This window comes from Streptomyces longhuiensis (genome assembly GCF_020616555.1).
In the GTDB taxonomy this organism is placed as follows: domain Bacteria; phylum Actinomycetota; class Actinomycetes; order Streptomycetales; family Streptomycetaceae; genus Streptomyces; species Streptomyces longhuiensis.
Genome location: NZ_CP085173.1, coordinates 3,945,551 through 3,969,971 on the forward strand (window position 1 = coordinate 3,945,551; position 24,421 = coordinate 3,969,971).

The following is a 24,421-nucleotide window of genomic DNA, read 5'->3' on the forward strand; positions in this document are numbered from 1 at the left end:
CCGCCGCGAGCGGCGGCCCCACCCCACAACTTCCTACCGATGGGAGCGCTTCCATGCCTAAGCCCATTACGCAGACACCCACGACAGATCCCACCCCCTCCTCCACCGACGCCCCCACCTTCCCGGCGAACTTCCTCTGGGGAGCCGCGACATCGGCGTACCAGATCGAGGGGGCGGTGCGGGAGGACGGCAGGACGCCGTCGATCTGGGACACGTTCAGCCATACGCCGGGCAGGACGGCGGGCGGTGACACGGGCGACGTGGCGGTGGACCACTACCACCGCTACCGGGACGACGTGGCGCTCATGAAGGACCTGGACCTGGGCACGTACCGCTTCTCGGTCTCGTGGCCGAGGGTGCAGCCCACGGGCCGCGGCCCGGCGGTCCAGCGGGGCCTGGACTTCTACCGGCGCCTGACCGACGAACTCCTCGCCAAGGGCATCAAGCCGGCCCTGACCCTCTACCACTGGGACCTGCCGCAGGAACTGGAGGACGCGGGCGGCTGGCCGGCACGCGACACGGCGTACCGCTTCGCGGAGTACGCGGGCATGGTCGGCGAGGCGCTGGGCGACCGGGTGGACCTCTGGATCACGCTCAACGAGCCCTGGTGCAGCGCGTTCCTGGGCTACGGCTCGGGTGTGCACGCGCCAGGCAGGACGGAACCGGCGGCGACGCTCCGGGCGGCCCACCACCTCAACCTGGCACACGGCCTGGCAACACAGGCCCTGCGCCAGACGCTGCCGGCCCGAGCGGAAGTAGCGGTGAGCCTCAACTCCTCCACGGTCAGGCCCCTCTCACCCGACAGCCCCGCCGACAACGACGCCCGCCGGCGCATCGACAACCTGGCCAACGGCGTGTTCCACGGCCCGATGCTGCACGGGGAGTACCCGGCGGACCTGATCACGGACACCGCGGGCATCACGGACTGGTCCTTCATCCACGCCACCGACCTGGCGGAGATCCACCAGCCGCTGGACGCGCTGGGCCTGAACTACTACACCCCGTCCCTGGTCTCCTCGTCCCCGTCGGCCCCCACGTCCCGATCCGACGGCCACGGCGCGAGCGACCACTCCCCCTGGCCGGGAGCGGACGACGTCGCCTTCCACCAATCCCCGGGCGAGCGTACGGAGATGGGCTGGACCGTCGACCCGACGGGCCTGCACGACCTGATCATGCGCTACACCAGGGAGGCACCGGGCCTGCCGCTGTACATCACGGAGAACGGCGCGGCGTACGACGACAAGCCGGACCCGGAAGGCCGGGTCCACGACCCGGAGCGCATCGCCTACCTCCACGGCCACCTGTCCGCCGTCCACCGTGCGATCAAGGACGGCGCGGACGTGCGCGGGTACTACCTCTGGTCGCTGATGGACAACTTCGAGTGGGCCTACGGCTACGAGAAGCGCTTCGGGGCGGTCCACGTGGACTACGCGACCCAGAAGCGCACGCCGAAGTCGAGCGCGCACTGGTACGCGAAGGCGTCGCGCACCAACCAACTCCCGCCGGCGAACTAGCAGCCGCTCGCCAGAACGAACCGGCACACAGACGCGCGCCCCGGCCGAGTGGGGGGAGAAAGATCCGGCCGGGGCGCGCAGCTTCCCGCGGGGGGAGGGCTACTTGAAGGACGCGAAGGCCTTCTGGAAGGCGTCGGCCGACTGCTCGATCGAGGAACAGGTCGGCTGGGCCGAGTCGGACGCCCCGCCCTCACACGCCTTGTCGCGGGTGGCGGACCACATCGACAGACCCCCCAGTCCCTTCTCCTTCGCGAAGGCGACCAGCTGCGTGGCGTCGTCGACCTTGAAGACCTCGGACGAGACGTCGTTGACGCCGATCATCGGGGTGATCGCGACGGCCTTCCAGGCGGCGGCGTCGGACAGCCCGAGCGCGCTCTTGATCTGCGCCTGCGTGGCGGTGGCGGCCTGCTCGGCGTACGTACCCATGTCGCCGCTGTAGGAGGCGCCGTAGTCCATCGCCATGATGTTGACGAGGTCGGTCGAGACGCCGTTGGACTTGGCGTTCTTCAGGAAGTTCACGCCGTCGGACGTCAGGCCCTCGGGCATCACCGGGAGCGTGAAGGAGACGTTCAGTCCCGGGTTGTTCTTCTGCAGTGTGGCGATGGCCTGGGCACGCTTGGTGTTGGCGGCGGTGTCCGGCAGGGCGCCCCCCTCGACGTCGAAGTCGACCTTGGTGAGCTTGAACTGGTCGATGACCTTCTGGTACGCCGCGGCGAGGTCGGAGGCGGAGGAACAGGCCTGCGCCAGCTCGGTGCCGGACGCGCCACCGAACGAGACGCGCACATCGCCGCCGGCGGCCCTCACGTCACCGATCTGGGCGGCGACCTCGTCGCTGCCGAGGTCGGTCACACCGCCCCACTTCGGGGCGCAGGAGCCGCCGGAGGTGATGAAGGCGAGGTTGAACTCCTTGACGCCGGTGGCCTTGGAGGAGGAGACCAGGTCGAACTTCGGGTAGAGCGACGTGTCGACGTAGGGGGCGAAGCCGGCCGCGGCGGCGGAGCCCGAACCGGTGCCGGAGGACGAGGACGGCGACGGGCTCGCCGTCGACGTGGCGGTCTCGGTGGGCTTGGCGGTGGCCGAAGCGGAGGCGCTGGCGCTCGGGGCGGGAGTCGCGGACTCCGTGGGGCGTCCGCTGGGCTCGGGCGTGGCCCCGTCGTCCACGGAGCACTTGGCGCCGTTGATGAGACACCCGGCCGGATCGGCGTCGCCGGTGACGACGAACCCGACGGTCACGGACTTCCCGGCGGCGACGCCTTCCTTGTCCCAGGAGGCGGGCGTCACGGTGACATGCGAGCCGGACACGGACGACTCCGCGTTCCACAGGGAGCCGAGCTTGGTGCCGGACGGCAGGTCGAACTCGAGCTTCCAGTCGGACTGGGCCTTGTCCGAGTCGTTCTTGACGACGTACTGGGCGGTGTACCCGCCGGACCACTCACTGGTCTTGGTGTACGCGGCGCCGACCCCCGCGGCCTGCGCCGTACCGGTGAACAGGAGGGCGCCGCCGCCCACGACGGCCGCGGCGACGAGCCCGCCTATCGCCTTGTTCCTGCCGCTGACCCTGCGCCGGTGCGTGCTGCTCATCGCGTGCCTGCCTTAGCTGTACGGGGGTGGGGGTGCGGCAGCACGCTAGCGATCCGGAACCCGGCAAATGGGGCACCGGCACCGGCGGTCGAGGTTCTTATGGAGGGCTTAAGGAAGCCATCGGAACGGATTAAAGGTAGAGACCGACACCGAAACGAAGAGGCCCCACCCGACTACACAGCGGCACCGGACCCGGCGCCCGACCCGGCGCCCGCACCTGCCCCGGAACCCGAGCCGACCCCTGAGCCACCACCCGCGCCGGCACCCCGCTTACGCCCGCGCCGCACCCCGCCCCGATGCCCTCGCCGCACAGCGCCACCGGGCCCCCGCCCGTCCAGCTGCACCCAGATCCGCACCTCGGTCCCCCCGAGCACGGAGGACCCGATGCGCACGTCTCCCCCGGTCGATTCGGCGAGCCGACGGACGATGTCGAGCCCGAGCCCGGTGGACCCGTCGCTGCCGGACCCGCGCCCACGGGCCATCGCGGCGTCCGGGTCCAGGATCCCGGGCCCGGCGTCGGAGACGAGCACGATCACGGCGTCCTCTCCGCTGTGCACGTCGACGGCGAACGCGGTGCCCTCAGGCGTATGCCGGAAGACGTTCCCGAGGAGCGCATCGAGCGCGGCGGCCAACTCCCCCCGGACCACGGGGATGCGTACCGGCCGGTCGACCCCGGCGACGCGCACCTTGCGCCCCTCGTCCTCGGCGAGCGCGGACCAGAAGTCCATGCGCTCGCGGATGACCTCGGCGGCATCGCACCCGGCCCCGGGCCCCGCGGCGGCGGTCTGCGGCTTGGCGTCGCGGGCGGTACGGATGATGGTGTCGACCTCGCGCTCCAACTGCTCGACGGCGGCGCGGGTCTGCTCGGCGGCGGCGCCTTCGCCCAGCGAGACGGCGTTGAGCCGCAGAACGGTGAGGGGCGTGCGCAGCCGATGCGAAAGATCGGCGGCCAGCTCCCGCTCGTTGGCGAGAAGCTGGACGACCTGATCGGCCATGGAGTTGAACGCGACCGCGGCGAGCCGGAGTTCCGTGGGCCCCTCCTCCGGCACGCGGGCCCCGAGCTTCCCCTCGCCCAGATCGTGCGCGGCGGAGACGAGGCGCTGGGCGGGCTGCACCATGCGTACGCCGAGCCGGTCGGCGACGGCCACGGACCCTATGACGAGGGCGACAGCGACACCGGCCAGCACCAGCCACGCGGTGGCGACCCCGTTGGTGACCTCGGACTCCGGCACGAACACTTCGACGACGGCGATGCCGGAACTGACGGCGATGGGCTGGAGCCACACGGACCCGCCAGGCACATCGGCGACGGTGGCCTGACGGAGGCCGACGTGCCCGTCACCGGCGCGCGACGTGCCGACCTGGATCGCCGGGGCGCCGCCGGCGGCCGGGATGTACACCGCCATGCGGCCGTCGGCACCGGCCTCGGTGGAGGCGACGGCGCGGGTCAGTTCGTCACGGTCGGTGGTGATGGAGAGGGTGGGCCCGAACGCGGCGGCGGTCCGCTCGGCGTTCGAGAAGGCACGGTCCCTGGCCATCTCCTTGATGACGAGGCCGAGAGGAACCGCGAAGGCCACCACGACCATGGCGGTGACGGCGAGGCACACCTTGACCAGGGCCCACCTCATGCCGGCCCGCCCTCCGCCCGCGGCGGCTCCAGCTTCACGCCGACGCCCCGCAACGTGTGCAGATAGCGCGGCCGCGCGGCCGTTTCGCCCAATTTCCTGCGCAGCCACGACAGATGGACGTCGATGGTCTGATCGTCCCCGTACGACTGCTGCCACACCTCGGCGAGGAGTTCCTTGCGGGGGACGACGACGCCGGGCCGGCCCGCGAGGAAGGTGAGCAGATCGAACTCGCGCCGGGTGAGATCGAGCCGCGCCCCGTCCAGCTCGGCCTGGCGCCGCAGCGGGTCTATCGCGAGGCCGCCGACCTGGAGGAGGCGCGAGGGCGGCTCGGCGGCGGCGCTGGAGCGCGCGCGGCGCAGCACGGCGGCCATGCGCGCGGACAGGTGCTCGGGCGAGAACGGCTTGGTGAGGTAGTCGTCGGCGCCGTCGTTGAGGAGCCGGACGATCTCGGTCTCGTCGTCGCGGGCCGTGGCGATGATCACGGGTACGTCGGTGATGCCGCGCAGCATCTTCAACGCCTCGGAGCCGTCCAGATCGGGCAGTCCGAGGTCGAGAATCACGACGTCGAAACGGAAATGGGCGACCTCGCGCAGCGCCTCCAGGGCCGTGCCGACGCTCCGTACGGTGTGGGAGGCCTCGGTCAGGTGCCGGATGAGGGCCGAGCGCACGAACTGGTCGTCCTCGACCACGAGCACACTTGCCATGGGCGGCACCGTACGCCATACGAGGGACCCCGGTCCTCCTTCCGCCCAGGTCCGGGGCAACCCCGGTCCCCCGGGGACACGGGTGGGGCGGGTGCGGCAGTATGGCCGCGATGCACCCCATGCGCAGAGGACTTGTTCACACGGCGGCCTGGCTCCTGGCCACCGGCGCGGCCGTCACGCTGTCGTGGTGGGGCGTGCACACGGTGATGGCGGGCACGGCGTACGACCCGCCGCGCGCGGTGCCGATCGCCGCGGGAGCGGTGGACGCGCGGGCGTCGTCGACGCACCGCCCGGAGGCGTCGACGCCGTCAGTCTCGCCGTCCCGCTCCGCATCGCGGAAGCCGTCGCACTCCCCCGGCTCGGCCACTCCGTCCCCGAGCCGCACGACGAGACCGAGCACCTCCGCGAAGCCGCCCGCGTCCCCGTCGGCGTCCGGCACGGTGAAGGGCTACGCGACGCAGGGCGGCCGTGCCGTGTTCGACCTGGGCAAGGACTCGGCGACGCTGGTGTCGGCGACGCCCGCGGCCGGCTGGTCGGTTCAGGTGTGGAAGGACTCGACGTGGATCAGGGTGGAGTTCACCTCGGGCACGGACAAGGTCTCGGTGTTCTGCACGTGGCACGACCACGCACCGAGCGTGGAAGTGGCGAAGTACTGACCACCCGCACGACCACCCACCCCGGCCCGCCCACAACGCCCCCTCGGCCCGGACCCCCCGTCACCGGAACACGGACGGCGGAGGAGCGGGCGAAGCGACGGCATGCGCGTCGGTGACGGCACCGGCGCCTCCGGTGAAGTCCGAGAGGGCCTTGCCGTGTTCGACGCGGGCGGGATGCGGATCGCCGGCCGCGCGCCGGGTCAGCTCGGCTATGGGCAGGACCCGGTCGGAGGCGACGAGCACCGCGTTGCCGAAGCGCTTGCCGCGCAGGACGGCCGGGTCGGCGACGAGGGCGAGCTCGGGGAAGACGGCCGCGGCGGTGGCGATCTGGCCGCGCAGATGCGCGAGGGGCGGCCCGTCGGCGAGGTTGGCGACGTAGCACCCGCCGGGCTTGACCACGCGGCGTACCTCGGTGAGGAACTCCGTGCTGGTGAGGTGCGCGGGCGTACGCGCTCCGCTGAACACGTCGGCTATCAGGAGGTCGGCCCAGCCGTCGGGGAGCTTCGCGAGGCCCTCGCGGGCGTCGCCGGCGCGGACGCGGATCCGGCCGCCGGGGTCCAACGGCATCTCGCGGCGCACCAGTTGGACGAGCGCCTCGTCGCGTTCGACCACCTGCTGGGTGGAGCGGGGGCGGGTCGCGGCGACGTAGCGGGCGAGGGTGAAGGCGCCGCCTCCCAGATGCACGGCGTGCACGGGGCGGCCCTTGTCCACGGCGAGGTCGATGACGTGGCCGATCCTGCGCTGGTACTCGAATTCGAGGTGCTCGGGATGGTCGAGGTCGACGTGCGACTGCGGGGCACCGTCCACGAGCAGCGTCCAGGCGCGCGGGCGGTCCCGGTCGGGTATCAGCTCGGCGAGCCCGCCGTCGACGGCCTCGACGACGGCCTCCCGGCCGCCGCGGGCCGCTCCGGCCTGCTTGTTCTTTGCCCTTGACCTTGCCATCCGTCCATTATCGACGGGCGGCGACGAGTCGGCCCAGCGGCCGCGAGGCCAGGGACCGCAAGGGTCCGGCGGACGGTCTCAGCGGCAGTTGTCCGCGGCTTCGATCATGCGGGCCGCCTCGTCGAGCGCCGCCCGCAGGACCGCCGGGTCGGTGACGAGCTCGGCCTCGCCGGGCGGGAGCAGCCAGCCGCCGCCCTCGACGGGGGCGGGCGGCACGGGGCCCGCCCCCGTCCCGCGCTCCGGCGAGGACGACGCGGGGGTGTGGGTGCAGGCGCTGCCGGGGACGTCCCAGGCGTCGGCGGTGCCGGGCGGCACGAGGAAGCCGAGGGTGTCGCAGTCCCCGTCGTGCAGGACCGGGCCGACGGCCTCGGTGGCGCCGCGGCGCAGGATGTCGACGGCTTCGAGGCCCTGCCGGGCCGGGACGGTCACCACGTCGCAGGACGCGCTGTCACGGGGTGGCGCGCTGTGGTCCTGGGTCGGCCGGTGCCGCGCCGTCGAAAGTGATGCCTCCAACACGTCAGCCCCTCCTCGCTCTCGCGTACGGGTTGCACGACCGGAACGCGACCGCTCCGGCCCCGCAAGGTTCAACGCCCGCAGGCGTCAACAGCTACGGCGGCACGCCGCCGCAAAGGATGGCACTTCATGGCGGATGAGGGGTGAGATATCCCGTTTGTAGCTAAACACTGTGTGTCGGAGTCGTTACAGCAGGTACCTTCGTGCCCCGTCGGAACAGGGTTGCATCAGGGCTCACAGAGACCCAACTCCCCGGTGATCCGGCACGGTTCGCACGAGAGGGCCCGGTCATGACGCCGTCATCGGTGGCATCGTCAGCGCAGTCCCCGCGGCCGAATCTCGCCTTCAGGCGGCTGCGTGGGCAGCGCTCTCCGGGCGAGTTCGCGGCCTCGGTGCGACGCGCCGCCCGGGAGATCGGCGAGCGGGTCAGCTGCGACGCGCGCTACATCGGGCGGGTGGAGGCCGGCGAGATCCGCTGCCCCAACTACGCGTACGAGCGGGTGTTCCTGCACATGTTCCCCGGCCGCTCGCTCACGGATCTGGGGTTCGCGCCCCGCTCGGCCGTACGCGGCCGGGCGGCACGCCCCGCGGAGCCCGTACCCCTCGCGCACACCGAGTTCGAGTTCCCGCACCACGACGAGGAGAGCGACGTGCGGCGTCGCGCATTCATGACCGGAGGGACGGCCACCGTGGCCATCGCCTCCCTGGCGCCCTTCGGCATCGCGGCCGACGGCACGGCAGCCCGTGCGGCGAAGTCGACCGCCGCGGGCCACGGCGGGCGCGCGGCGCCCGAGGCCGGTGTCGGCGCGGTCGAGGAGGCCATCCGCCGGATCCGGCTGCTCGACGACCGGCACGGCGCCGACGGACTCTACAAGAGGGCGGCGGCCCCGCTGCGTACGGCGTTCGCGCTGCTCGACGCGGGGACGGCGGCGCCCGGCACGGCCGAGCGGCTCCAGGCCGGGGCGGGTGAACTGGCCATCTCCGTCGGCTGGTTGGCGCACGACTCGGGCCGTTTCGACGACGCGCGCTCGCACTACGCGGAGGCACTGGCCACCGCGCGCGTGGCGGGCGACCCGGCGCTGGAGGCGCACGCGTTCTGCAACACGGCGTTCCTGGCGCGGGACGCGGGGCGGCCGAGGGAGGCGGTGCGGGCGGCGCAGGCGGCCACGCGCGTCGCGGCCCAGCTGTCCTCGCCACGACTGCTGTCGCTGCTGGCGCTGCGCGAGGCGGGCGGCTGGGCGGGGCTCGGCGACCGTACGGGGTGCGAGCGGGCGCTGGCCCGGGCGCAGGCCCTCTTCGCGCGCGGGCGGTCGGACGACGACCCGGAGTGGATGACGTTCTACGGCGAGGCCGAGCTGGAGGGCCTGGAGGCGCAGTGCTACTCGGCGCTCGGCGACTGGACGCGCGCCGCCCGGCACGCGCGTCGCGCCGCGGCCCTCCAGGACCCGCACTTCACCCGGAACATCGCCCTGTACACGGCGGAGCTGGCCGACGACCTGGCGCGCGCGGGCCAGCCCGACGAGGCCGCGTCCGCGGGGATGCGGGTCCTGCATCTGCTGACCGAGGTCCAGTCGTCGCGCATCCAGTCGATGCTGGCGACCACCGCGCGCGTGCTCCTTCCGCACCGCAGGGCGTCGGGTGTCTCGGCGTTCCTGGAGCAGCACGCGTCGGCGCCGCGCACGGCGTGAGCGCCTCCGGCGCCCGCGGGAGCCCGCGAGCCCGGCCCGATTTGAACGAGAGGCTGCCTAGCCCTCGTGGCCCGCGAGATGGCCGATGTCGTTCCACGACTCGATCGCCGGTTCCCCGTAGGCCCAGCCGAGGACCGACAGGGACGTCGGGTTGAGGCGGATGCGGGCCGCGAAGTCCAGCGGGAGGCCCAGCCAGCGGGCGCCGATGGAGCGCAGCATGTGGCCGTGCGCGAAGACCAGGGCGTCGCGGTTCTCGGACCTGGCCCAGGCGACGACCTCGTCGGCGCGGGCGGTCATCTGCTCCAGGGTCTCGCCCTCGGGGACGCCGTCGCGCCAGATGAACCAGCCGGGGCGCCGCTCCTGGATCTGGGCGGGGGTCAGCCCCTCGTACGCGCCGTAGTCCCACTCCATGAGCGCGTCCCACTCCGTGGCCCGGTCGCCGAAGCCGGCGAGTTCGCAGGTCTCGCGCGCGCGGGACAGGGGGCTGGTACGGACCTCGGCGCCGGGGAGTCCGTCGAGGGGCGACCGGTGCAGACGTTCGCCGAGGAGCTTCGCGCCGCGCCGTCCCTCTTCGAGGAGGGGGATGTCGGTCCTGCCGGTGTGCCGCCCGGACAGTGACCATTCCGTCTGTCCGTGCCGGGCCAACAGGATGCGCGGTGCCATGGGTGACCTTTCCGAGGGTGGGTGAAAAGGGCTGCCATGTACCGACAAGTCAGGCCAGGCGCGCCCGCTCGTTCCATCATCGCTCACCCGGGATTCAGGCAACCCACCGGGCGATCGTTGCGTCTTCGTGGGTCGGAGGCGCCCCTTCCAGGCGGACACATACACCGTAAAGTGGTCCACGTGGCCACGGGCCGCCGTACAGGGAGTTAAGGGGGAGCGGCCTGATGTCGCAGACCGAGGCACCGTCCACTGCGGCGACAGGCGACCGGCTGCGCTGGTGGACCGAGCTGCCACTGATCGTGCTGGTGTACGCCGCCTATTCGGCGGGCCGGCTCATGGTGCGCGGGGACGAGGCGCGCGCCGTCGAGCACGGCCTCGCGATACTCCGGGCCGAGAAGGCACTCCATCTCAACCTCGAACACCCGCTGAACCGTCTCTTCACCGCCGAGGCCTGGATCGGTGTCCCCGCCGACTTCTGGTACGCCTCACTGCACTACCTCGTCACTCCGGGCATCCTGATCTGGCTCTTCCGCAGCCGCGCCGTCCACTTCCGCGCCGCCCGGACCTGGCTGATGACCTCCACCCTGATCGGCCTGATCGGCTTCACCCTCGTACCGACCTGCCCGCCGCGCCTGCTCTCCCCCGGCCACGGCTTCGTCGACACCATGGCCCAGTACAGCTCGTGGGGCTGGTGGGGCGGCGAGGCGAGCGCGCCGCGCGGGCTCGGCGGCATGACCAACCAGTACGCGGCGATGCCCAGCCTGCACGTCGGCTGGGCGATGTGGTGCGGGGTCATGCTCTGGCGGCACGGCCGTACACCGCTGGTCAGGGCGGCCGGTGTCGCCTACTCGCTGATCACCACCTTCGTGGTGATGGGCACCGCGAACCACTACTTCTTCGACGCGCTCGCCGGGGTCGCCGTGATGGGTCTCGGATTCCTGGTGAGCCGGCGCGTGGTGCGGGCCGCGGACCTCGTACGGGCCCGGGTGCGCAGCGCGCCCGTGGCCGGTTCCGCACGGCCCGGGCGCACCTCTCCCGCCCCGGCCTCCACGGCGGCCTCCACGATTGTCAGTGGGGAGTGCCAGACTTCGGCGGGTGAGCGAATTCCCCGACAGCGCAAGGTCAGTGCAGGACCGGGCGGCGGCCCGGGTGCCCGCTCCTCCGACGCGGGGGACGGCGCTGCGGCAGCAGCTCGCTGAGCTGCGTGGCGCCGGCATACCGCCACGGACGCTCGACGCGCGGGCGCTGGCCGCGCTCGCGGCGAACCCCGGGTGCCGGCGGCGCGCGCTGCTCGACGGAGCGGGCGTCGACAAGGCGCTGCTCGCGGACGCGCTCGGGGCGCCGTCCGGATTCGGCCAGTCGCAGTTCGCGTTCATGCGGGGGAACGCGTTCGAGGCGAAGGCCAAGGCCGACGGGGGCGCGGAGCTGCTCCGGCTCGTGCACGAGCACATGGGCGGCGGCCCGGAGCCGGTGCCGGGCGAGGCCCGTACGCCGGATCTGACGGCGGCCGGACCCGAGGGCCGCACGGCCCGTACGGCGCTCGCGCTGCGCGAGGCGACGGCGGAGGCGGCCGCCTCCGGCGCCTGGACGTTCCTGGAGCACCCGATGCTCGCCCTGGACGTCGCGGGCACCCCGGCCTTCCTCGAACCGGACGCGGTGGTCGTGCACCCCGACGGGACGTGGACGGTCGTCGAGATCAAATCCTTCCCGATGATCGACGGCAGCGCGGACGCGGCGAAGGTCGGCGCCGCGGCCCGCCAGGCCGCGGTGTACGTGCTGGCGCTCGAGCGGGTCGCCGGGCACCTGGACCCGGCGCCCGAGGTCAGGCACCGGATCCTGCTCGTCTGCCCCAAGGACTTCAGCAACCTTCCGGCGGCGTCCGCCGTCGACGTACGCAAGCAGCTGTCGGTGACACGGCGGCAGCTGGAGCGGCTCACCCGCATCGAGGACATCGCGGACGCGCTGCCCGAGGGCACCTGCTTCGACGTCACGCGGCCCGCGGACGAGCTGACGGAGGCGGTCGAGTCGGTGCCGGCGACGTACGCGCCGGAGTGCCTGGCCGCCTGCGAGCTGGCGTTCCACTGCCGCGACCGGGCCCGCGAGGAGGGCGCGGTCACCTCGCTCGGCCGCGGCCTTCGGGCCGAGCTGGGCGGCCTGACCACGGTCGACGAGGTCCTCTCGGCCGCCCATGGGCACTCCGGTGACCCGCTGGACCCGGCGGTCGCCGCCCTGCGCCGGGCGGCCCGGCTGCGGGCCGAGGCGCTCGGCGCACGCGGAGAGGCGGCGCCGGCATGCCGCTGATCAACGATCTGGCCCGTCTGGAGGCCGTGCAGAGCGGGCGCGCCGAGCCGGTCGCGACCGTGCGGCACCGCCATCTGTCGCAGCGCCCCCTCGTCCTCGTCCCGCTCATCACGGCCGGTGAGGCGGGCGCCCCGCTCGGCGCGCTCGTCGGCACGGAGCGCACCTCGCCCCGGCTGCTCGTGGTGCCCCAGCCCCGCGACCGGGACCTGCGCTTCGCCTTCCTCGCCGAGCTGGCAGGGATCGTCCTGCCGTACGTCGACGGGTTCGCGGCCGACGTCGAGGCCGCCGAGCGCGCCGAGACGGACCCCACGACCGGCAAGCGGGTCAAGGTGGAGGTCGAGCTGTGCGCGGACGCGCCCCAGCTGATCCTGCCGAGCCGCTCCGGCATCGAGTTCGTACGGCTCCTGGGGCGCTCGATGCGGTTCCGCCGCACCGCCGAGCAGGAGCCCGAGGCGCCCTATCCCGCGCCGCCGCACGTCCCGCTCCTGGGCCGCTGGCTGACGCACTTCGGGGAGCGGGCCAGGGTTCCCGGTTCCGCGCTGCTGCTCGCCATGACGGACCTGCTGTCCCGGCACTGGGCGACCGGCCAGTCCACCCTGGAGGACCAGCACCTGGGCGCGCTGCTCGCCTGGATCGAGGCCCCGGAGGGCACGTCGGGCGCCGAGGCCGCGCTCCGCGCCGAGCTGGCCCGGGACAAGGACGGCCAGCTCGTCTGTCCGCCCGCGGGCCCGGCCACGGACCCCGCGTTCGACAACAAGCTGCTGGCGCCCGCGATCGAGCGCTACGACAAGGCCCGCACCCTGCTGGCCGCCGCCGAGGACGGCATCGAGGCGGACGCGAGGCTGGCCGCGCTGACGGCGGCCGAGCGCGGGATCCACGCGCTCGTCGACAGCCGGACCCGGCCCACGTGGGACGCGGTGTGGCGTGGTCTGGACACGCTGTGCACGCTCCCCGAGGGGCCGCGCGCCGCGGAGCGCTGGACGCGCGACCGCTGGTCGTTCACCGGCCACCGGGACCGCGTCGCCGCGGGCGAGCCCCCGCAGCCGCGCCGCGACGACGCGGTGACGGCGGCCAACAAGCTGGCGACGCGCGAGCGCGAGCAGGCCAGGCTGGACGCGCAGGAGGCGCTCGACGACCCGCTGGTCATGGCGGGCCGCAGGCTCACCGGAGAGGCGTTCGCGGGCGAGGTGACCGAGTCGGTGCCGGCGTACAACGAGAAGAACCGGCCGCGCCCCCTGATCACCGTCCGCACCGACGACGTGCCGCATCTCGGTGAGCGCACGAAGGTGTACCGCTCGCTCGACGGCAAGCCGCAGGCCGCGGAGTTCGTCTCGTACGACGCCGGGGGCGGGGTCGTCCTGCGCGTCCTCGACAAGATGGGCCGCGGCAAGGAGCCGGAGCCGGGATCCGTCCCGGAGAAGGGTGACCAGGTGTGCTTCACGCTCTTCGAGCACGAGCAGCGGGGCGGCCCGAAGCTGCCGGACCCGGAGGAGACGCCGTGGACGCACGGCGGCCCGCCGCATACGGACGGCTCGGGTGCGCCGGTGCCTGAGGCGCCTGACGCCGTGACCACGGAGGATCTGCTGTGACGGCCGCACCGCATCAGCTCGGCCGCTCCGGCACGAGCGGCGACACTCCGTTCGACCCGGGAGCGGCGGCCGGCCGCGCCACCGACGCGATCCTCCGCGACACCCTGCACGGCACGGCCCGCGGCACCGTCGTGGACTCCCCGCCCGGCGCCGGGAAGTCGACGCTCGTGGTGCGCGCCGCGCTCGAACTGGCCGAGGCGGGGCGCCCGTTGATGGTCATCGCCCAGACGAACGCGCAGGTCGACGACCTCGTCCTGCGCCTCGCCGAGAAAGACCCCGAGCTGCCCGTCGGGCGCCTGCACAGCAGCGACCCCGACCCGTACGACAAGGCACTCGACGACCTGGTCAACGTGCGCAAGTCGACCAAGGCCGGTGACCTCGCGCCGCTGCCGGTCGTCATCTCGACGGCCGCGAAGTGGGCGCACGTCAAGGACATCGACCCCTGGCAACACGCCATCGTCGATGAGGCGTACCAGATGCGTTCGGACGCGCTGCTCGCCGTGGCGGGCCTGTTCGAGCGGGCGCTGTTCGTGGGGGATCCGGGCCAACTGGACCCGTTCGCGATCGTCGGGGCCGAGCAGTGGGCGGGCCTGTCGTACGACCCCTCGGCGTCCGCCGTGACGACGCTCCTGGCGCACAACCCCGAGCTGCCGCAGCACCGGCTTCCGGTCTCCTGGCGCCTCCCGGCGTCCGCCGCGCCGCTGGTCTCCGGCGCCTTCTACCCGTACACGCCGTTCCGCAGCGGCACGGACCACGGCGACCGCAGCCTGGGGTTCACGGTGGCCTCCGACGGCTCGGGCCCGGACCGGGTGATCGACGAGGCGGCGGACTCGGGCTGGGGCCTGCTCGAACTCCCGGCCGGGCACACGCCCCGCACGGACCCCGAGGCGGTACGGGCCCTGGCCCAGGTGGTGCGGCGCCTGCTCGACCGCGGCGGCGTCACGGTCTCGGAGCGCGGCCCCGACCCGTCCCCCCTCACGGCGGACCGCATCGCGGTCGGCACGGCGCATCGCGACCAGGCGGCGGCGGTGCGCTCGGCGCTCGCGGACCTCGGCGTCACGGACGTCACCGTGGACACGGCGAACCGGCTGCAGGGCCGGGAGTTCGACGTCACGGTCGTCCTGCACCCGCTCTCGGGCCGCCCCGACGCGACGGCGTTCCACCTGGAGACGGGCCGCTTGTGCGTCCTGGCGTCCCGCCACCGCCACGCGTGCATCGTGGTCTGCCGCGCGGGCGTCCCCGACCTGCTGGACGACCACCCGTCGACGGAACCGGTCCAACTCGGCGTGACGGTGAAATTTCCTGATGGCTGGGAGGCGAATCACGCGGTACTGGCCCGCCTCACGGAACACCGGGTGGCCTGGACGCCTTGAGCGGACCGGGCGCCCGTGGTCACCCTGCGCGCGTGCTCGCCCGCCGCCCCGGACCGCACGCCGCCGGAGACGGCCGAAGAACACAGCCCGGCGGCTGGGAGGCGAATCACGCCGTACTGGCCCGCCTCACGGAACACCGGGTGGCCTGGACGCCTTGAACTGAACAACGGGGGCGCTCTTGCGGGCCTGCGGAGAATAGAAGGTGGCCCCGGGGGCGACGTGGGGCTGCACACCGTACGAGGAGGAACATCATGGCCGAGCCCGAGCGGGCCCGTACCGAGAGGCGGATGCGTCCGGCCCCGCTGCTTTTCGAGCCGGCCGAGGCCGCCGCGGACCCGGAGCACTTCTTCGACCTGGAGGCGATCGAGGACCCGCGCGAGCTGCTCGCCCGCGCCACGGAGCTGACGCACGCGTTCCGTGCCGCGACCGACCGGTCCGTGGAGTTCCAGGCCATGGCGGCGGCCCAGCTCGCCGACCCGCGCCGCTTCGACCGCCTGACGGCCGCGGCGATCGCCGAGCAGGCGCAGTGGACCGAGGACTACGCGAAGAAGATGGTCGAGTTCGGCCGCGACCTGATGCGCGGACCGGCCGAGAACCGGCCGTAGCAACGCCGTAGCGGCCACACTTGTAAAGATCATTTGGCATATGCCAGGGGGCAAGATACTCCACCCCGCCCCCTCCTGTCCCGATTTCCGGCAACCCTGGGAAGTCACGTGCTCACCGCCGGTAGATGTAAATGCTATGAGCGCCACACACCCCCAGCACAGCGTCGGCCCGCTGACCCGGTACGACCGATTCGACATCGCGGGCGCCACTCGCGAGGGCGCCGCGTGGCTCGCCTCGGCGGGAACACATCCGCGCAGCACCCTCGCGTTCTGGGAGTCACGGCCCGGCGCCCCCGTGGTGCTGCCCTGCGGGATCGCCTTCGACGTGGTGAACGTGCCGTCGATGTTCGGGCGCCGGATGCTGGACGCGCTGTGGGAGGACGGCCCCGGGTCGGGGCCGGTCGCCGCGCACCGCGGCCGCATGCTCCTGTTCACGGCCCCCGGCACCGCCCACCGGCTGCCCTCGCTCCTGGAATGGGAGGAGTGGGGCCCCGCCGTGCCGCCTCTCCTGTGCCATGGAAGCGGTGACGCCGTGACCGTCCCGCCGCCGGCCGGAGGCACCGACCACGCCGGGGGACCCCGCGCCGATTCGCGCTGGGTGGTCGCCCCCGACACCCGCGACCCGTGGCTGCCGGGGCCCGAGGTACTGCTCTGGGCCTGCGTCCGGGCGGCCCGCGCGAGCGCCAAACCTGCGGTGCGGATATCGATTTTTCCTGGCCCGGATCAGGATGCTAAGGTCTACGACGTCAGCAGGCGCCGCTAGCTCAGTTGGTTAGAGCAGCTGACTCTTAATCAGCGGGTCCGGGGTTCGAGTCCCTGGCGGCGCACAGACAGCAAGAAGCCCCTCGCGAGAGCGAGGGGCTTCTTGCGTATGCCGATACGCCAGTGCACAGAAAGAGACACCGCCACCGCGACAGGTGTTCAACCCGTCTCGACCTTGACCGTCCAAGACCCCGACCGCGTGCGTCCCTCGACCTTCACCCGTACGTTCTCGCCCGGCACCTTGAAGCTCTCGCCCACGCGTACCGGTGCGTCCGCGAGCGGCGGATAGACCGAGTCGCCGGAGCACGCGTCCGTGTCGGGGTGTGCGTCGAGCACCTGGACCGGGCCGCTGCCGGAGGCGGTCTCGTTGCGCACGCGGTAGACGAGGACACCCTCGGAGCATGTCGCCGCGTCGTTGCCGTCGGCGTCGCGGGCCTCCAGGGCGATCGCGCTGTCCTCCCCGGTGCGTACGACGGCGAGCTTCGTCCCGCCGCCCACGCCGAAGGGCGCACCGCTGGTTCCGGGCGGCGCGCCCGACCGCGCGGGCGCGGACGTCAGGGGTTCGAGGGTGATCCGCCGGCTGCTCGTCACACACACCACCTGCCGCCGGTCCAGCCACCCCAGCTTCCACTTGTGCCAGCCGAAGAAGTCGGGCGCGAGCCCGAACTGACTGCCCATGACGTCCCAGTCACCGACATACGTGTCCCAGTCGCCCTTGCCGTCGGTCGGCCGGTGATAGAGGTCCGGCAGGTCGAAGACGTGGCCCGTCTCGTGGGCCAGGACGTTGCGGTCGGGCGGATGCTGCTCGAAGACGGTGACGATGCGCTTGATGTCCGTACCGTCGGCGCGCATCGGCTGGTCGAAGTTGACGACCTTCGTGGCGTCCGAGTCGACGCCCGGGGCGTCGGGGTCGGCGACGAAGTAGACGATGTCGTACTTCTTGAAGTCGGTGTGCGGATCGGCCGTGGCGAGGGCGTCGCGCAGATAGGCGCCGCGGTGCGCGGCGTCCCAGTCGCGCTCTATGGCGTACGAGGTCGAGGCGTGCGGCATGCGGAGCCAGCGGCGCTGCGGGTGCGGGACCAGGTGGAACTTTCCGTAGGAGGCCCGCTCGTAGAAGTCGCTGGTGGCGGGGAAGTAGTCGGCCGTGAGCTCCTCGGGGGTGGTCATCGGCCGGGAGTCGGGGAAGGAGAGGAAGATCATCACCGCGTTGAGGGTCCGGACCGGGCGCGGGTAGGCACCGTTCCAGGTGTCGAGCCCCTCCGAGTGGTGGGCCGCCGTGCGCTCCAGCGCGCAGGGTCCCGCGTACGGGGCGGCGATCGCGGGGCCTGCGACCAGGGACGTGGCGGCCATGGCGGTGAGCGCGGTGAGGGCCGCGCCGACGGAGCGCAGGCGGGGCCTCTCCACTCCACCGGGTGGCAGCGGACGCGGCAAGTCGACCTCCGGATGGGGAAAGCGGGACACCCAACCCAGAGTGTGGGGATTTATACGACTACGCCCTGTTTATCTGGCCCGGTCGGGTGAGAGGGCGACACCCCGGGCGGTCACGGAACGTCACGCGTGATCGCGGGAGGCCAGAAGCAGTGCCAGGGACGAGCAGAAACGATCTGCCGGCTACCCCGGGATGCCGCCGAACCGGCGGATCGGGCGGGCAAGGCTGGATCGCGCCTCGGGGCTGCCTCTATGATCGGCACACTTTCCTGCGCGGGCCCGGCTGCGAAGGCCGTTCGCCACCCAGACTGTGATGACCCGGGAGCAACCCTCCCGGACCCCCGGAACGACTGCACTGCGGGAGCGAGCGGTGAGCGGAATGTCCGAAGGGCCGATGACCGCGGCCGACGCGGCACCCGACTCCACCCGCCGCGCCGTCACGGAGAGTTCCGCAGCGGTGGCGACGCCCCCGCACGCCCCCGACTCCGTACGCACGGGCCCGGACGCCCGGGCCCGCGAGGCGCTCGGCGCCGAACCCCCTCCCCCGCCGGTGTCCCCGCCGACGCCCTACCTCTCGGCCTTCCTCGCCGCACCCCTGGCCCTGGCCGTCGTGGACCGCCGGGGCCAGGTGGTCACCGCGAACGCCGCGCTCGCCGTGATGCTCGGCGTGGAGGACCCCGGCCGGCTGACCGGGCTCACGGCTGCGGAGCTGGTGGACCTGGCGTCCGACTCCCGCACCTGGCACACGTACCAGGAGGTGCTGCGCGGGCGGCAGGCGCGGCTGACGTGCACCCGCAGGATCAAGCACCCCGACGGGCACTCCGTGTGGGTGCAGGTCACCGTCTCGCCGGTGCCGGGGGGCCGTACGGTGCTGCTCTCCCTCACCGACATCAGCGCCCGCCGTGAACTCCAGGCGCGGCTAAGGCACTTGCAGATGCACGACCCGGTGACCCGGCTGCCGAACCGCACGCTGTTCTTCGAGCGGCTCTCCGCCGCGCTGGAGGCTGGCGCGTACGGCGGGGCGGGCAGCGGCCGGATCGGGCTGTGCTATCTCGACCTCGACGGGTTCAAGGCGGTCAACGACACGCTCGGGCACGGCATCGGGGACCGGCTGCTCGCCGCCGTCGCCGAGCGCCTGACGCGCTGCGCCGACCGGATCGGCTACGGGCAGGGGGCCACGACGCCGCTGGTCGCGCGGCTCGGCGGCGACGAGTTCGCGCTGCTCGTGGAGGACTCGGACGGTACGGAGCAGCTCTCGGGGCTCGCCGAGTCGGTGCTCCGCGCACTCCAGGAACCGTTCGACCTGTCGGGGCAGCGGCTCGCCGTGTCGGCCTCGATCGGGGTCGTGGAGCGGCACATGGAGGGCACGACGGCGACGGGCCTGATGCAGGCCGCGGACACCACGCTGTACTGGGCGAAGGCCGACGGCAAGGCGCGCTGGACGCTCTTCGACCCGGAGCGCAACGCGCACCGGATGACCCGCCAGGCCCTGTCGTCGGGCCTGCGTCCCGCGGTGGAGCGCGGCGAGTTCGTCCTCGAGTACCAGCCGCTGGTGAATCTGGGCGACGGGGTGCTGCGCGGCGTCGAGGCGCTCGTGCGCTGGGATCACCCCCAGTTCGGAATGCTCACGCCGAATCGGTTCATCGGACTGGCCGAGGAGGACGGCTCGATCGTGCAGCTGGGCCGGTGGATCCTGCGCACGGCGTGCCGGCAGGCGCGCAGCTGGCAGCTGGAGCACCCCGCGGCGCCGCCGGTCTACGTGAGCGTGAACGTGGCGGTGCGTCAGGTGTGGGACTCGGACCTGGTGGCGGATGTCGCCGAGGTCCTCGCGGAGACGGGACTCGCCCCGGAACTCCTCCAGTTGGAGCTGACGGAGTCGGCGGTGATGGGCTCGGCGGGCCGCCCTCTCCAGGCCCTGCAGTCGCTCAGCGACATGGGCGTGCACATCGCCATCGACGATTTCGGCACCGGCTACTCGAACCTCGCGTATCTGAGCAGGCTCCCGGTGTCGGCCCTGAAGCTGGACGGCTCGTTCGTGCGCGGCTTCCAGTACGACGACGGGGGCGAGCACGCGACCCCCGCGGACGCCGTCATCGTCGAGGCCATGGTGCAGCTCGCGCACCGGCTCGGTCTCACGGTCACCGCGGAGTGCGTGGAGACGGCGGCGCAGGCGGCGCGCCTGCGCCAGATCGGCTGCGACACGGGGCAGGGCTGGCTGTACTCACGTCCGGTGGCGCCGGATCGTATCTCCGCGCTGCTGACGGCTTCCTGACGACTCCCGGCGGCGCCCTGACAGCTCCTCGACGGCCTCCCGGCAGCGCCCTGACAGCTCCTCGGCGACTTCCCGGCGGTTTCCCGACAGCTCCTCGACGGCCTCCCGGCGGTTTCCCGACAGCTCCTCGACGGCCTCCCTGCGGATGTGAAAGACCGCGAGGTGCCGCCTCCCCCGTGCGAGGCGGCACCCCGGGCCGGCCGGGTCAGCCGCGCGGCAGCCCGTACGCGTCGGCGACGAGTTCGTACGAGCGCAGGCGGATCTCGGCGGTGTGGGCGTTGGCGGTGAGCATCAGCTCGTCGGCGCCGGTGCGCTTCTGGAGGTCGTCGAGGCCCGCGCGGACCTCGTCGGCGGTGCCGTGGATGACGTTCGAGTTCCAGCTGTCGACGAACTCCCGCTCCATCGGGCTGAATTCGTAGGCCTCCGCCTCCTCGGGGGTCGGGACGAGGCCGGGGCGTCCGGTGCGCAGGCGGACCATGTTGAGGGCGGCCGCGAGGACCTGGCGGCGGGCCTCCTTCTCCTCGTCCGCGGCGAGCGCGGAGACGCCGATGAGGGCGTACGGGGAGGACAGGACCGCGGACGGCTTGAAGGACTCGCGGTAGAGGTCGAGGGCCGGGACCGTGTTCTGCGCGGAGAAGTGGTGCGCGAACGCGAAGGGCAGGCCGAGGACGCCGGCGAGGCGGGCGCTGAAGCCGGAGGAGCCGAGGAGCCAGATCGGCGGGCGGTGCGGGGACTGCACGCCGCCGGGGGACGTGGCCTGGACCGGGCCCGGGACCGCGTGGATGCGGGCGTAGGGGTGGCCGTCCGGGAAGTCGTCGTCGAGGAAGCGGGTCAGCTCGGCGAGCTGCTGGGGGAAGTCGTCGGCGCCCTCGTTGAGCCGGTCGGTGCGGCGCAGGGCGGCGGCCGTCGCGCCGTCGGTGCCGGGGGCGCGGCCGAGGCCGAGGTCGATACGGCCCGGGGCCATCGCCTCCAAGGTGCCGAACTGCTCGGCGATGACCAAGGGCGCGTGGTTGGGCAGCATGACGCCGCCCGAGCCGAGGCGGATGCGCTCGGTGTGGGCGGCGAGATGCGCCAGGATCACGGCCGGGGACGAGGACGCCACGCCGGGCATGGAGTGGTGTTCGGCGACCCAGTAGCGGTTGAAGCCGCGGTTCTCGGCGAGCTTGGCGATCTTGACGCTGGTCCGCAGGGCGTCGGTGGCGGTGCGGCCGGCGCCGACGGTCACCAGATCGAGGACCGAGAGGGGCACGGGGGCGGTGCCCAGGGCGGTTGCCCGGATCTCGTCGTTTCCGGCCACGGAGTCCTCCTGTAAGTACGGTGCTGTCTGCGCCCGGACTTAACGGAGGATGGCTCCGGTTTATTCCGGACGCCTTGTTCCGCGGGATCTGACAAGGATCACACCTGCACCAGCGGCTCCTTCGTGAAGAGCGCGCCGAGCGCCGGTGCGTTCACCCGCCGCCCCGCAAGACGCAGCGCCTCCCACACGGTGACCTGGTTGGCCGTCAGGACCGGCTTGCCCAGTTCCTGCTCCAGGTCACGGACGTAGGCCGCCGTGTGCAGGGCCGTGTCCGGCAGGAGCAGCGCCTGCGCGTCCGCGTGATCGCCCGCCTTCGCCATCGCCCTGACCTCCGGCCACCCCCAGGTGCCGACCTCGGCCGCCGTGATGATGCCGCTGCCGCGCACCGAGACGACCTCGATGCCCGCCGCCTTCAGGAACGTGCGGAAGTGGTCCGCCACGTCCTCCGGATACGTCGCCGCGATCGCGACGCTGCGCGCGCCGACCTCGCCCACGGCGTGGGCGAACGCGAACGACGTGCTGGAGGCGGGCAGGCCCGCGGCCATGGCCAGCTCCCGCACCTGTTCGTGCGCGCCTTCCCAGCCCCGGACGAAGCTGCCGCTGGTGCACGCCCAGACGACCGCCTCGGCGCCGGACCGGCGCAGCTCCTCGACACCGGCGGCGAGCCGCTGCGGGGAGCCCATCTCGATCAGGGCGTCGACGCGGTGCGCGTCCTCACCGATGTCGGTGTGGACGACGGACAGCCTCACATCGGTGTCGATCAGCATTTCGATACGCGGATAGTCGTCCTCGGCCGAGTGTCCCGGGTAGAGAAATCCGACTGCGGTCATGCCCACCCTTCCTGTTCTTCCGGCAGTTCATGGGCCGGTTCCTGCGGCATCTGCGGCAGCTCGGGGACCGGCCAGTGCCGCGCCGATTCGTCGAGCAGAGCCTGATACGGCCCCACGGCACGGGTACCCAGCCTGCGCAGCGCTGCCCACACCGTGACCTGATTGGCTGAGATCACCGGGATCCGCAGCTCGGCCTCCAGCTGCGGGATGACGTCGTACGTCGGCAGGTTCGTGCAGCTGATGAACAGCGCGTCGGCGTCCAGGCGGGCGGCGCCCCTGGCCATGTCGGCCACGTCCCTGTACGGAACCTTCCAGATGTGCCGGGTCAGACCGAGGAAGGCGCGGCCCGTGACGGTGATGCCGGCCTCGGCCAGGTACTCCTCCAGCGACTCGGTCACCGACCGCGTGTACGGCGTGACGAGGGCGATACGGCGGGCGCCCAGCTCGGCGAGCGCCTCGAGGAGCGCGCCCGACGTGGTGACGGAAGGGCGTTCACCCGACCGGAACATGGCCTCGCACATGGCGCGTTCGCCCGCGATGCCGCCGACGAAGCTGCCCGACGTGCAGGCGTACGCGAGGACCTCCGGTTCGGCGGCGCTCAGCGCGCGCACCGCCTCGCCGAGTGTCTCGTGCTCACTGACCAGACGGGCCAGGTCGAGGCTGACCTCCACGGGAACGTACGGGGTACGGGTGAGGTGCAGTGACACCTCGTCCGGAACCCAGCGCCACAGTTCGCGGTCGAGGGCGAAGTCGAAGGGTGCGACGACACCGACACCGCGTTGCGGGTGCGGTCCGCCGAGGAAGGAGACGTCCATGACAGGCCCCAAGTCTCTTGAGACGTTCGAGACGATGCAGCGGAGAGCCGGCCGGCGGGCCGGGACGTCGGGACAGGGCTGGGCAGCGGTAGAAATGCCTCTGTTGACGAAGGTAGGTTCGGGTGCCAGCGTGGTCAATCCGCACTTTTTCCTACCAATGAAGCGGACCATCGTTGCGAAACGGTTTCTGCCGATGACCGGCCCGGTGACGGGCCCGACGACCAGCCAGATTCCCGGCCCGATGACCATCAATGGACGGCCCGACGACCGGAGCGAACGTGTCTGAAGTGACCCTGCTGGTGCTCGACGACGACCCCCCGCCGCGCCTGGGCCGGCTCATGGGACAGGCGCGCGTCGTGCACGCCGACGAGTCCACGCTCGCCGCTCAACTCCCCTCGGCCGACGTGCTGCTGGTGTGGGACTTCCTGTCCGACGCGGTGCGCCGCGCCTGGCCCGGCGAGGGCCCGCGCCCGCGCTGGGTGCACACCGCGAGCGCGGGTGTCGACCGGCTGATGTGCCCGGAACTCGCCGCGTCGGACACGGTCGTGACGAACGCGCGCGGCGTCTTCGACGAGCCGATCGCCGAGTACGTCGGCGCGCTCGTCCTCGCCATGGCGAAGGACCTGCCACGCACGCTCGCCCTCCAGGGTGAGCGCGAATGGCGCCACCGCGAGACACAGCGCGTCTCGGGCACCCGGGCGTGCGTGGTGGGTTCCGGGCCGATCGGCCGGGCGATCGTCGCGACGCTGAAGGCGCTCGGGATCACGACGGCGCTGGTCGGACGCACCGCGCGGGCCGGCGTGCACGGGCCGGCGGATCTCGGCCGGCTGATGGCCCGCGCGGACTGGGTGGTGTGCGCGGCGCCGCTGACCGACGACACACGCGGCATGTTCGACGCCCGGCTCTTCGGGATGATGCAGCCGTCCGCCCGCTTCATCAACGTGGGCCGAGGGCAGCTCGTCGTCGAGGACGATCTCGCGGACGCGCTGGCCAAGCGGTGGATCACGGGCGCCGCGCTCGATGTGTTCGAGCACGAGCCGCTGCCGCGGGACAGCGCCCTGTGGACCGCGCCCGGCCTGATCGTCTCCCCGCACATGAGCGGCGACACGGTCGGCTGGCGGGACGAACTCTCGCGCCAGTTCGTGGAGTTCTACGAGAAATGGGCGTCCGGGGAGCCGCTTCCGAACGTGGTCGACAAGAAACGTGGGTATGTCCCCGGACACTGACCGATCCGAGAGATCACGTCCCGGATCGGCACTC

22 protein-coding genes and 1 tRNA gene are annotated in these 24,421 nt (G+C 72.7%); 13 read left to right on the forward strand and 10 right to left on the reverse strand.

Going from position 1 to position 24,421, the window contains the following annotated elements; all coding sequences use genetic code 11:
* Positions 1–53 precede the first annotated feature (53 nt).
* The gene (locus tag LGI35_RS18365) at positions 54–1,514 is read left to right on the forward strand and encodes a GH1 family beta-glucosidase (protein WP_227294896.1); all 1,461 of its coding nucleotides are present in this window, start codon (positions 54–56) and stop codon (positions 1,512–1,514) included.
* A 99-nt stretch (positions 1,515–1,613) separates the two neighbouring features.
* Here the strand turns inward: LGI35_RS18365 and LGI35_RS18370 are convergent, their stop codons facing one another.
* The 3 genes from LGI35_RS18370 to LGI35_RS18380 all read right to left on the reverse strand — a co-directional run bounded on the left by LGI35_RS18370 (position 1,614) and on the right by LGI35_RS18380 (position 5,427).
* A complete protein-coding gene (locus LGI35_RS18370) occupies positions 1,614–3,095 on the reverse strand; it encodes a glycoside hydrolase family 18 protein (protein WP_227294897.1) in 1,482 nt (493 codons plus the stop codon).
* 173 nt (positions 3,096–3,268) lie between these two features.
* The gene (locus tag LGI35_RS18375) at positions 3,269–4,723 is read right to left on the reverse strand and encodes a sensor histidine kinase (RefSeq protein WP_227294898.1); all 1,455 of its coding nucleotides are present in this window, start codon (positions 4,721–4,723) and stop codon (positions 3,269–3,271) included.
* Positions 4,720–5,427, reverse strand: coding sequence for a response regulator transcription factor (locus LGI35_RS18380; RefSeq protein ID WP_206302126.1), 708 nt, complete (start codon positions 5,425–5,427; stop codon positions 4,720–4,722). The genes LGI35_RS18375 and LGI35_RS18380 overlap by 4 nt, the downstream gene beginning before the upstream one ends.
* A gap of 119 nt (positions 5,428–5,546) precedes the next feature.
* On the opposite strand from LGI35_RS18380, the gene LGI35_RS18385 reads away from it, so the two are divergent.
* Positions 5,547–6,083 carry a hypothetical protein gene (locus LGI35_RS18385; RefSeq protein ID WP_227294899.1) on the forward strand — a complete coding sequence of 179 codons (537 nt, stop codon included), beginning with the start codon at positions 5,547–5,549 and terminating at the stop codon, positions 6,081–6,083.
* Between the two features lie 60 nt (positions 6,084–6,143).
* Here LGI35_RS18385 and LGI35_RS18390 read toward each other — a convergent pair whose 3' ends face one another.
* Both LGI35_RS18390 and LGI35_RS18395 read right to left on the reverse strand, forming a co-directional pair.
* Positions 6,144–7,025: a spermidine synthase gene (locus LGI35_RS18390; RefSeq protein WP_227294900.1), complete on the reverse strand. Its 882-nt coding sequence runs from the start codon at positions 7,023–7,025 to the stop codon at positions 6,144–6,146.
* Between the two features lie 78 nt (positions 7,026–7,103).
* Positions 7,104–7,541 carry a hypothetical protein gene (locus LGI35_RS18395; protein ID WP_227294901.1) on the reverse strand — a complete coding sequence of 146 codons (438 nt, stop codon included), beginning with the start codon at positions 7,539–7,541 and terminating at the stop codon, positions 7,104–7,106.
* A 287-nt stretch (positions 7,542–7,828) separates the two neighbouring features.
* Between LGI35_RS18395 and LGI35_RS18400 the strand changes: the two genes are divergently transcribed.
* Positions 7,829–9,226 (forward strand): NsdA family TPR-like regulatory protein, encoded by a 1,398-nt coding sequence (locus LGI35_RS18400; protein WP_227294902.1) that lies wholly within the window; start codon positions 7,829–7,831, stop codon positions 9,224–9,226.
* Positions 9,227–9,283: 57 nt separating this feature from the next.
* On the opposite strand, the gene LGI35_RS18405 is transcribed toward LGI35_RS18400, so the two are convergent.
* Positions 9,284–9,889 carry a histidine phosphatase family protein gene (locus LGI35_RS18405; protein WP_227294903.1) on the reverse strand — a complete coding sequence of 202 codons (606 nt, stop codon included), beginning with the start codon at positions 9,887–9,889 and terminating at the stop codon, positions 9,284–9,286.
* A 224-nt stretch (positions 9,890–10,113) separates the two neighbouring features.
* Between LGI35_RS18405 and LGI35_RS18410 the strand changes: the two genes are divergently transcribed.
* The 7 genes from LGI35_RS18410 to LGI35_RS18440 all read left to right on the forward strand — a co-directional run bounded on the left by LGI35_RS18410 (position 10,114) and on the right by LGI35_RS18440 (position 16,584).
* Positions 10,114–11,088, forward strand: coding sequence for a phosphatase PAP2 family protein (locus LGI35_RS18410; protein WP_227294904.1), 975 nt, complete (start codon positions 10,114–10,116; stop codon positions 11,086–11,088).
* Positions 11,039–12,190 carry a hypothetical protein gene (locus tag LGI35_RS18415; protein ID WP_227294905.1) on the forward strand — a complete coding sequence of 384 codons (1,152 nt, stop codon included), beginning with the start codon at positions 11,039–11,041 and terminating at the stop codon, positions 12,188–12,190. Before LGI35_RS18410 ends, LGI35_RS18415 begins: the two co-directional genes overlap by 50 nt.
* Complete coding sequence (locus LGI35_RS18420) at positions 12,181–13,779, forward strand: hypothetical protein (RefSeq protein WP_227294906.1); 1,599 nt, start codon at positions 12,181–12,183, stop codon at positions 13,777–13,779. Before LGI35_RS18415 ends, LGI35_RS18420 begins: the two co-directional genes overlap by 10 nt.
* A complete protein-coding gene (locus LGI35_RS18425) occupies positions 13,776–15,152 on the forward strand; it encodes an AAA domain-containing protein (protein ID WP_227294907.1) in 1,377 nt (458 codons plus the stop codon). The genes LGI35_RS18420 and LGI35_RS18425 overlap by 4 nt, the downstream gene beginning before the upstream one ends.
* A gap of 251 nt (positions 15,153–15,403) precedes the next feature.
* Positions 15,404–15,757, forward strand: coding sequence for a hypothetical protein (locus tag LGI35_RS18430; protein WP_116512835.1), 354 nt, complete (start codon positions 15,404–15,406; stop codon positions 15,755–15,757).
* Between the two features lie 136 nt (positions 15,758–15,893).
* Complete coding sequence (locus tag LGI35_RS18435) at positions 15,894–16,520, forward strand: bifunctional DNA primase/polymerase (RefSeq protein ID WP_227294908.1); 627 nt, start codon at positions 15,894–15,896, stop codon at positions 16,518–16,520.
* Positions 16,511–16,584: transfer RNA gene (locus LGI35_RS18440), tRNA-Lys, on the forward strand. Before LGI35_RS18435 ends, LGI35_RS18440 begins: the two co-directional genes overlap by 10 nt.
* A gap of 94 nt (positions 16,585–16,678) precedes the next feature.
* Here LGI35_RS18440 and LGI35_RS18445 read toward each other — a convergent pair.
* The gene (locus tag LGI35_RS18445; RefSeq protein WP_227294909.1) at positions 16,679–17,980 is read right to left on the reverse strand and encodes a M6 family metalloprotease domain-containing protein; all 1,302 of its coding nucleotides are present in this window, start codon (positions 17,978–17,980) and stop codon (positions 16,679–16,681) included.
* Positions 17,981–18,326: 346 nt separating this feature from the next.
* Here LGI35_RS18445 and LGI35_RS18450 point away from each other — a divergent pair, with 346 nt between their 5' ends.
* Positions 18,327–20,219 carry a putative bifunctional diguanylate cyclase/phosphodiesterase gene (locus tag LGI35_RS18450; RefSeq protein ID WP_227300357.1) on the forward strand — a complete coding sequence of 631 codons (1,893 nt, stop codon included), beginning with the start codon at positions 18,327–18,329 and terminating at the stop codon, positions 20,217–20,219.
* 205 nt (positions 20,220–20,424) lie between these two features.
* Here the strand turns inward: LGI35_RS18450 and LGI35_RS18455 are convergent, their stop codons facing one another.
* From LGI35_RS18455 to LGI35_RS18465, 3 genes are all read right to left on the reverse strand, one after another.
* A complete protein-coding gene (locus LGI35_RS18455; protein WP_227294910.1) occupies positions 20,425–21,516 on the reverse strand; it encodes an LLM class flavin-dependent oxidoreductase in 1,092 nt (363 codons plus the stop codon).
* A 98-nt stretch (positions 21,517–21,614) separates the two neighbouring features.
* Entirely contained in the window at positions 21,615–22,346 is a 732-nt protein-coding gene (locus LGI35_RS18460; RefSeq protein WP_227294911.1) for a maleate cis-trans isomerase family protein, read from the reverse strand.
* A complete protein-coding gene (locus tag LGI35_RS18465) occupies positions 22,343–23,161 on the reverse strand; it encodes a maleate cis-trans isomerase family protein (RefSeq protein ID WP_116512830.1) in 819 nt (272 codons plus the stop codon). Before LGI35_RS18465 ends, LGI35_RS18460 begins: the two co-directional genes overlap by 4 nt.
* On the opposite strand from LGI35_RS18465, the gene LGI35_RS18470 reads away from it, so the two are divergent.
* A complete protein-coding gene (locus LGI35_RS18470; protein WP_227294912.1) occupies positions 23,160–23,447 on the forward strand; it encodes a hypothetical protein in 288 nt (95 codons plus the stop codon). The two genes, LGI35_RS18465 and LGI35_RS18470, sit on opposite strands and share 2 nt — an antisense overlap.
* Positions 23,413–24,387, forward strand: coding sequence for a D-2-hydroxyacid dehydrogenase (locus LGI35_RS18475; RefSeq protein ID WP_227294913.1), 975 nt, complete (start codon positions 23,413–23,415; stop codon positions 24,385–24,387). The genes LGI35_RS18470 and LGI35_RS18475 overlap by 35 nt, the downstream gene beginning before the upstream one ends.
* Positions 24,388–24,421: the final 34 nt, after the last annotated feature.

Coding starts and splice junctions, on each gene's coding strand:
- LGI35_RS18390 (WP_227294900.1), bottom strand. CDS start 7,025: ATGGCAAGGTCAAGGGCAAAGAACAAGCAGGCCGGAGCGGCCCGCGGC.
- LGI35_RS18385 (WP_227294899.1), top strand. CDS start 5,547: ATGCGCAGAGGACTTGTTCACACGGCGGCCTGGCTCCTGGCCACCGGC.
- LGI35_RS18380 (WP_206302126.1), bottom strand. CDS start 5,427: ATGGCAAGTGTGCTCGTGGTCGAGGACGACCAGTTCGTGCGCTCGGCC.
- LGI35_RS18365 (WP_227294896.1), top strand. CDS start 54: ATGCCTAAGCCCATTACGCAGACACCCACGACAGATCCCACCCCCTCC.
- LGI35_RS18475 (WP_227294913.1), top strand. CDS start 23,413: ATGGACGGCCCGACGACCGGAGCGAACGTGTCTGAAGTGACCCTGCTG.
- LGI35_RS18430 (WP_116512835.1), top strand. CDS start 15,404: ATGGCCGAGCCCGAGCGGGCCCGTACCGAGAGGCGGATGCGTCCGGCC.
- LGI35_RS18400 (WP_227294902.1), top strand. CDS start 7,829: ATGACGCCGTCATCGGTGGCATCGTCAGCGCAGTCCCCGCGGCCGAAT.
- LGI35_RS18370 (WP_227294897.1), bottom strand. CDS start 3,095: ATGAGCAGCACGCACCGGCGCAGGGTCAGCGGCAGGAACAAGGCGATA.
- LGI35_RS18450 (WP_227300357.1), top strand. CDS start 18,327: ATGTCCGAAGGGCCGATGACCGCGGCCGACGCGGCACCCGACTCCACC.
- LGI35_RS18375 (WP_227294898.1), bottom strand. CDS start 4,723: ATGAGGTGGGCCCTGGTCAAGGTGTGCCTCGCCGTCACCGCCATGGTC.
- LGI35_RS18470 (WP_227294912.1), top strand. CDS start 23,160: ATGACAGGCCCCAAGTCTCTTGAGACGTTCGAGACGATGCAGCGGAGA.
- LGI35_RS18410 (WP_227294904.1), top strand. CDS start 10,114: ATGTCGCAGACCGAGGCACCGTCCACTGCGGCGACAGGCGACCGGCTG.
- LGI35_RS18405 (WP_227294903.1), bottom strand. CDS start 9,889: ATGGCACCGCGCATCCTGTTGGCCCGGCACGGACAGACGGAATGGTCA.
- LGI35_RS18465 (WP_116512830.1), bottom strand. CDS start 23,161: ATGGACGTCTCCTTCCTCGGCGGACCGCACCCGCAACGCGGTGTCGGT.
- LGI35_RS18460 (WP_227294911.1), bottom strand. CDS start 22,346: ATGACCGCAGTCGGATTTCTCTACCCGGGACACTCGGCCGAGGACGAC.
- LGI35_RS18435 (WP_227294908.1), top strand. CDS start 15,894: ATGAGCGCCACACACCCCCAGCACAGCGTCGGCCCGCTGACCCGGTAC.
- LGI35_RS18420 (WP_227294906.1), top strand. CDS start 12,181: ATGCCGCTGATCAACGATCTGGCCCGTCTGGAGGCCGTGCAGAGCGGG.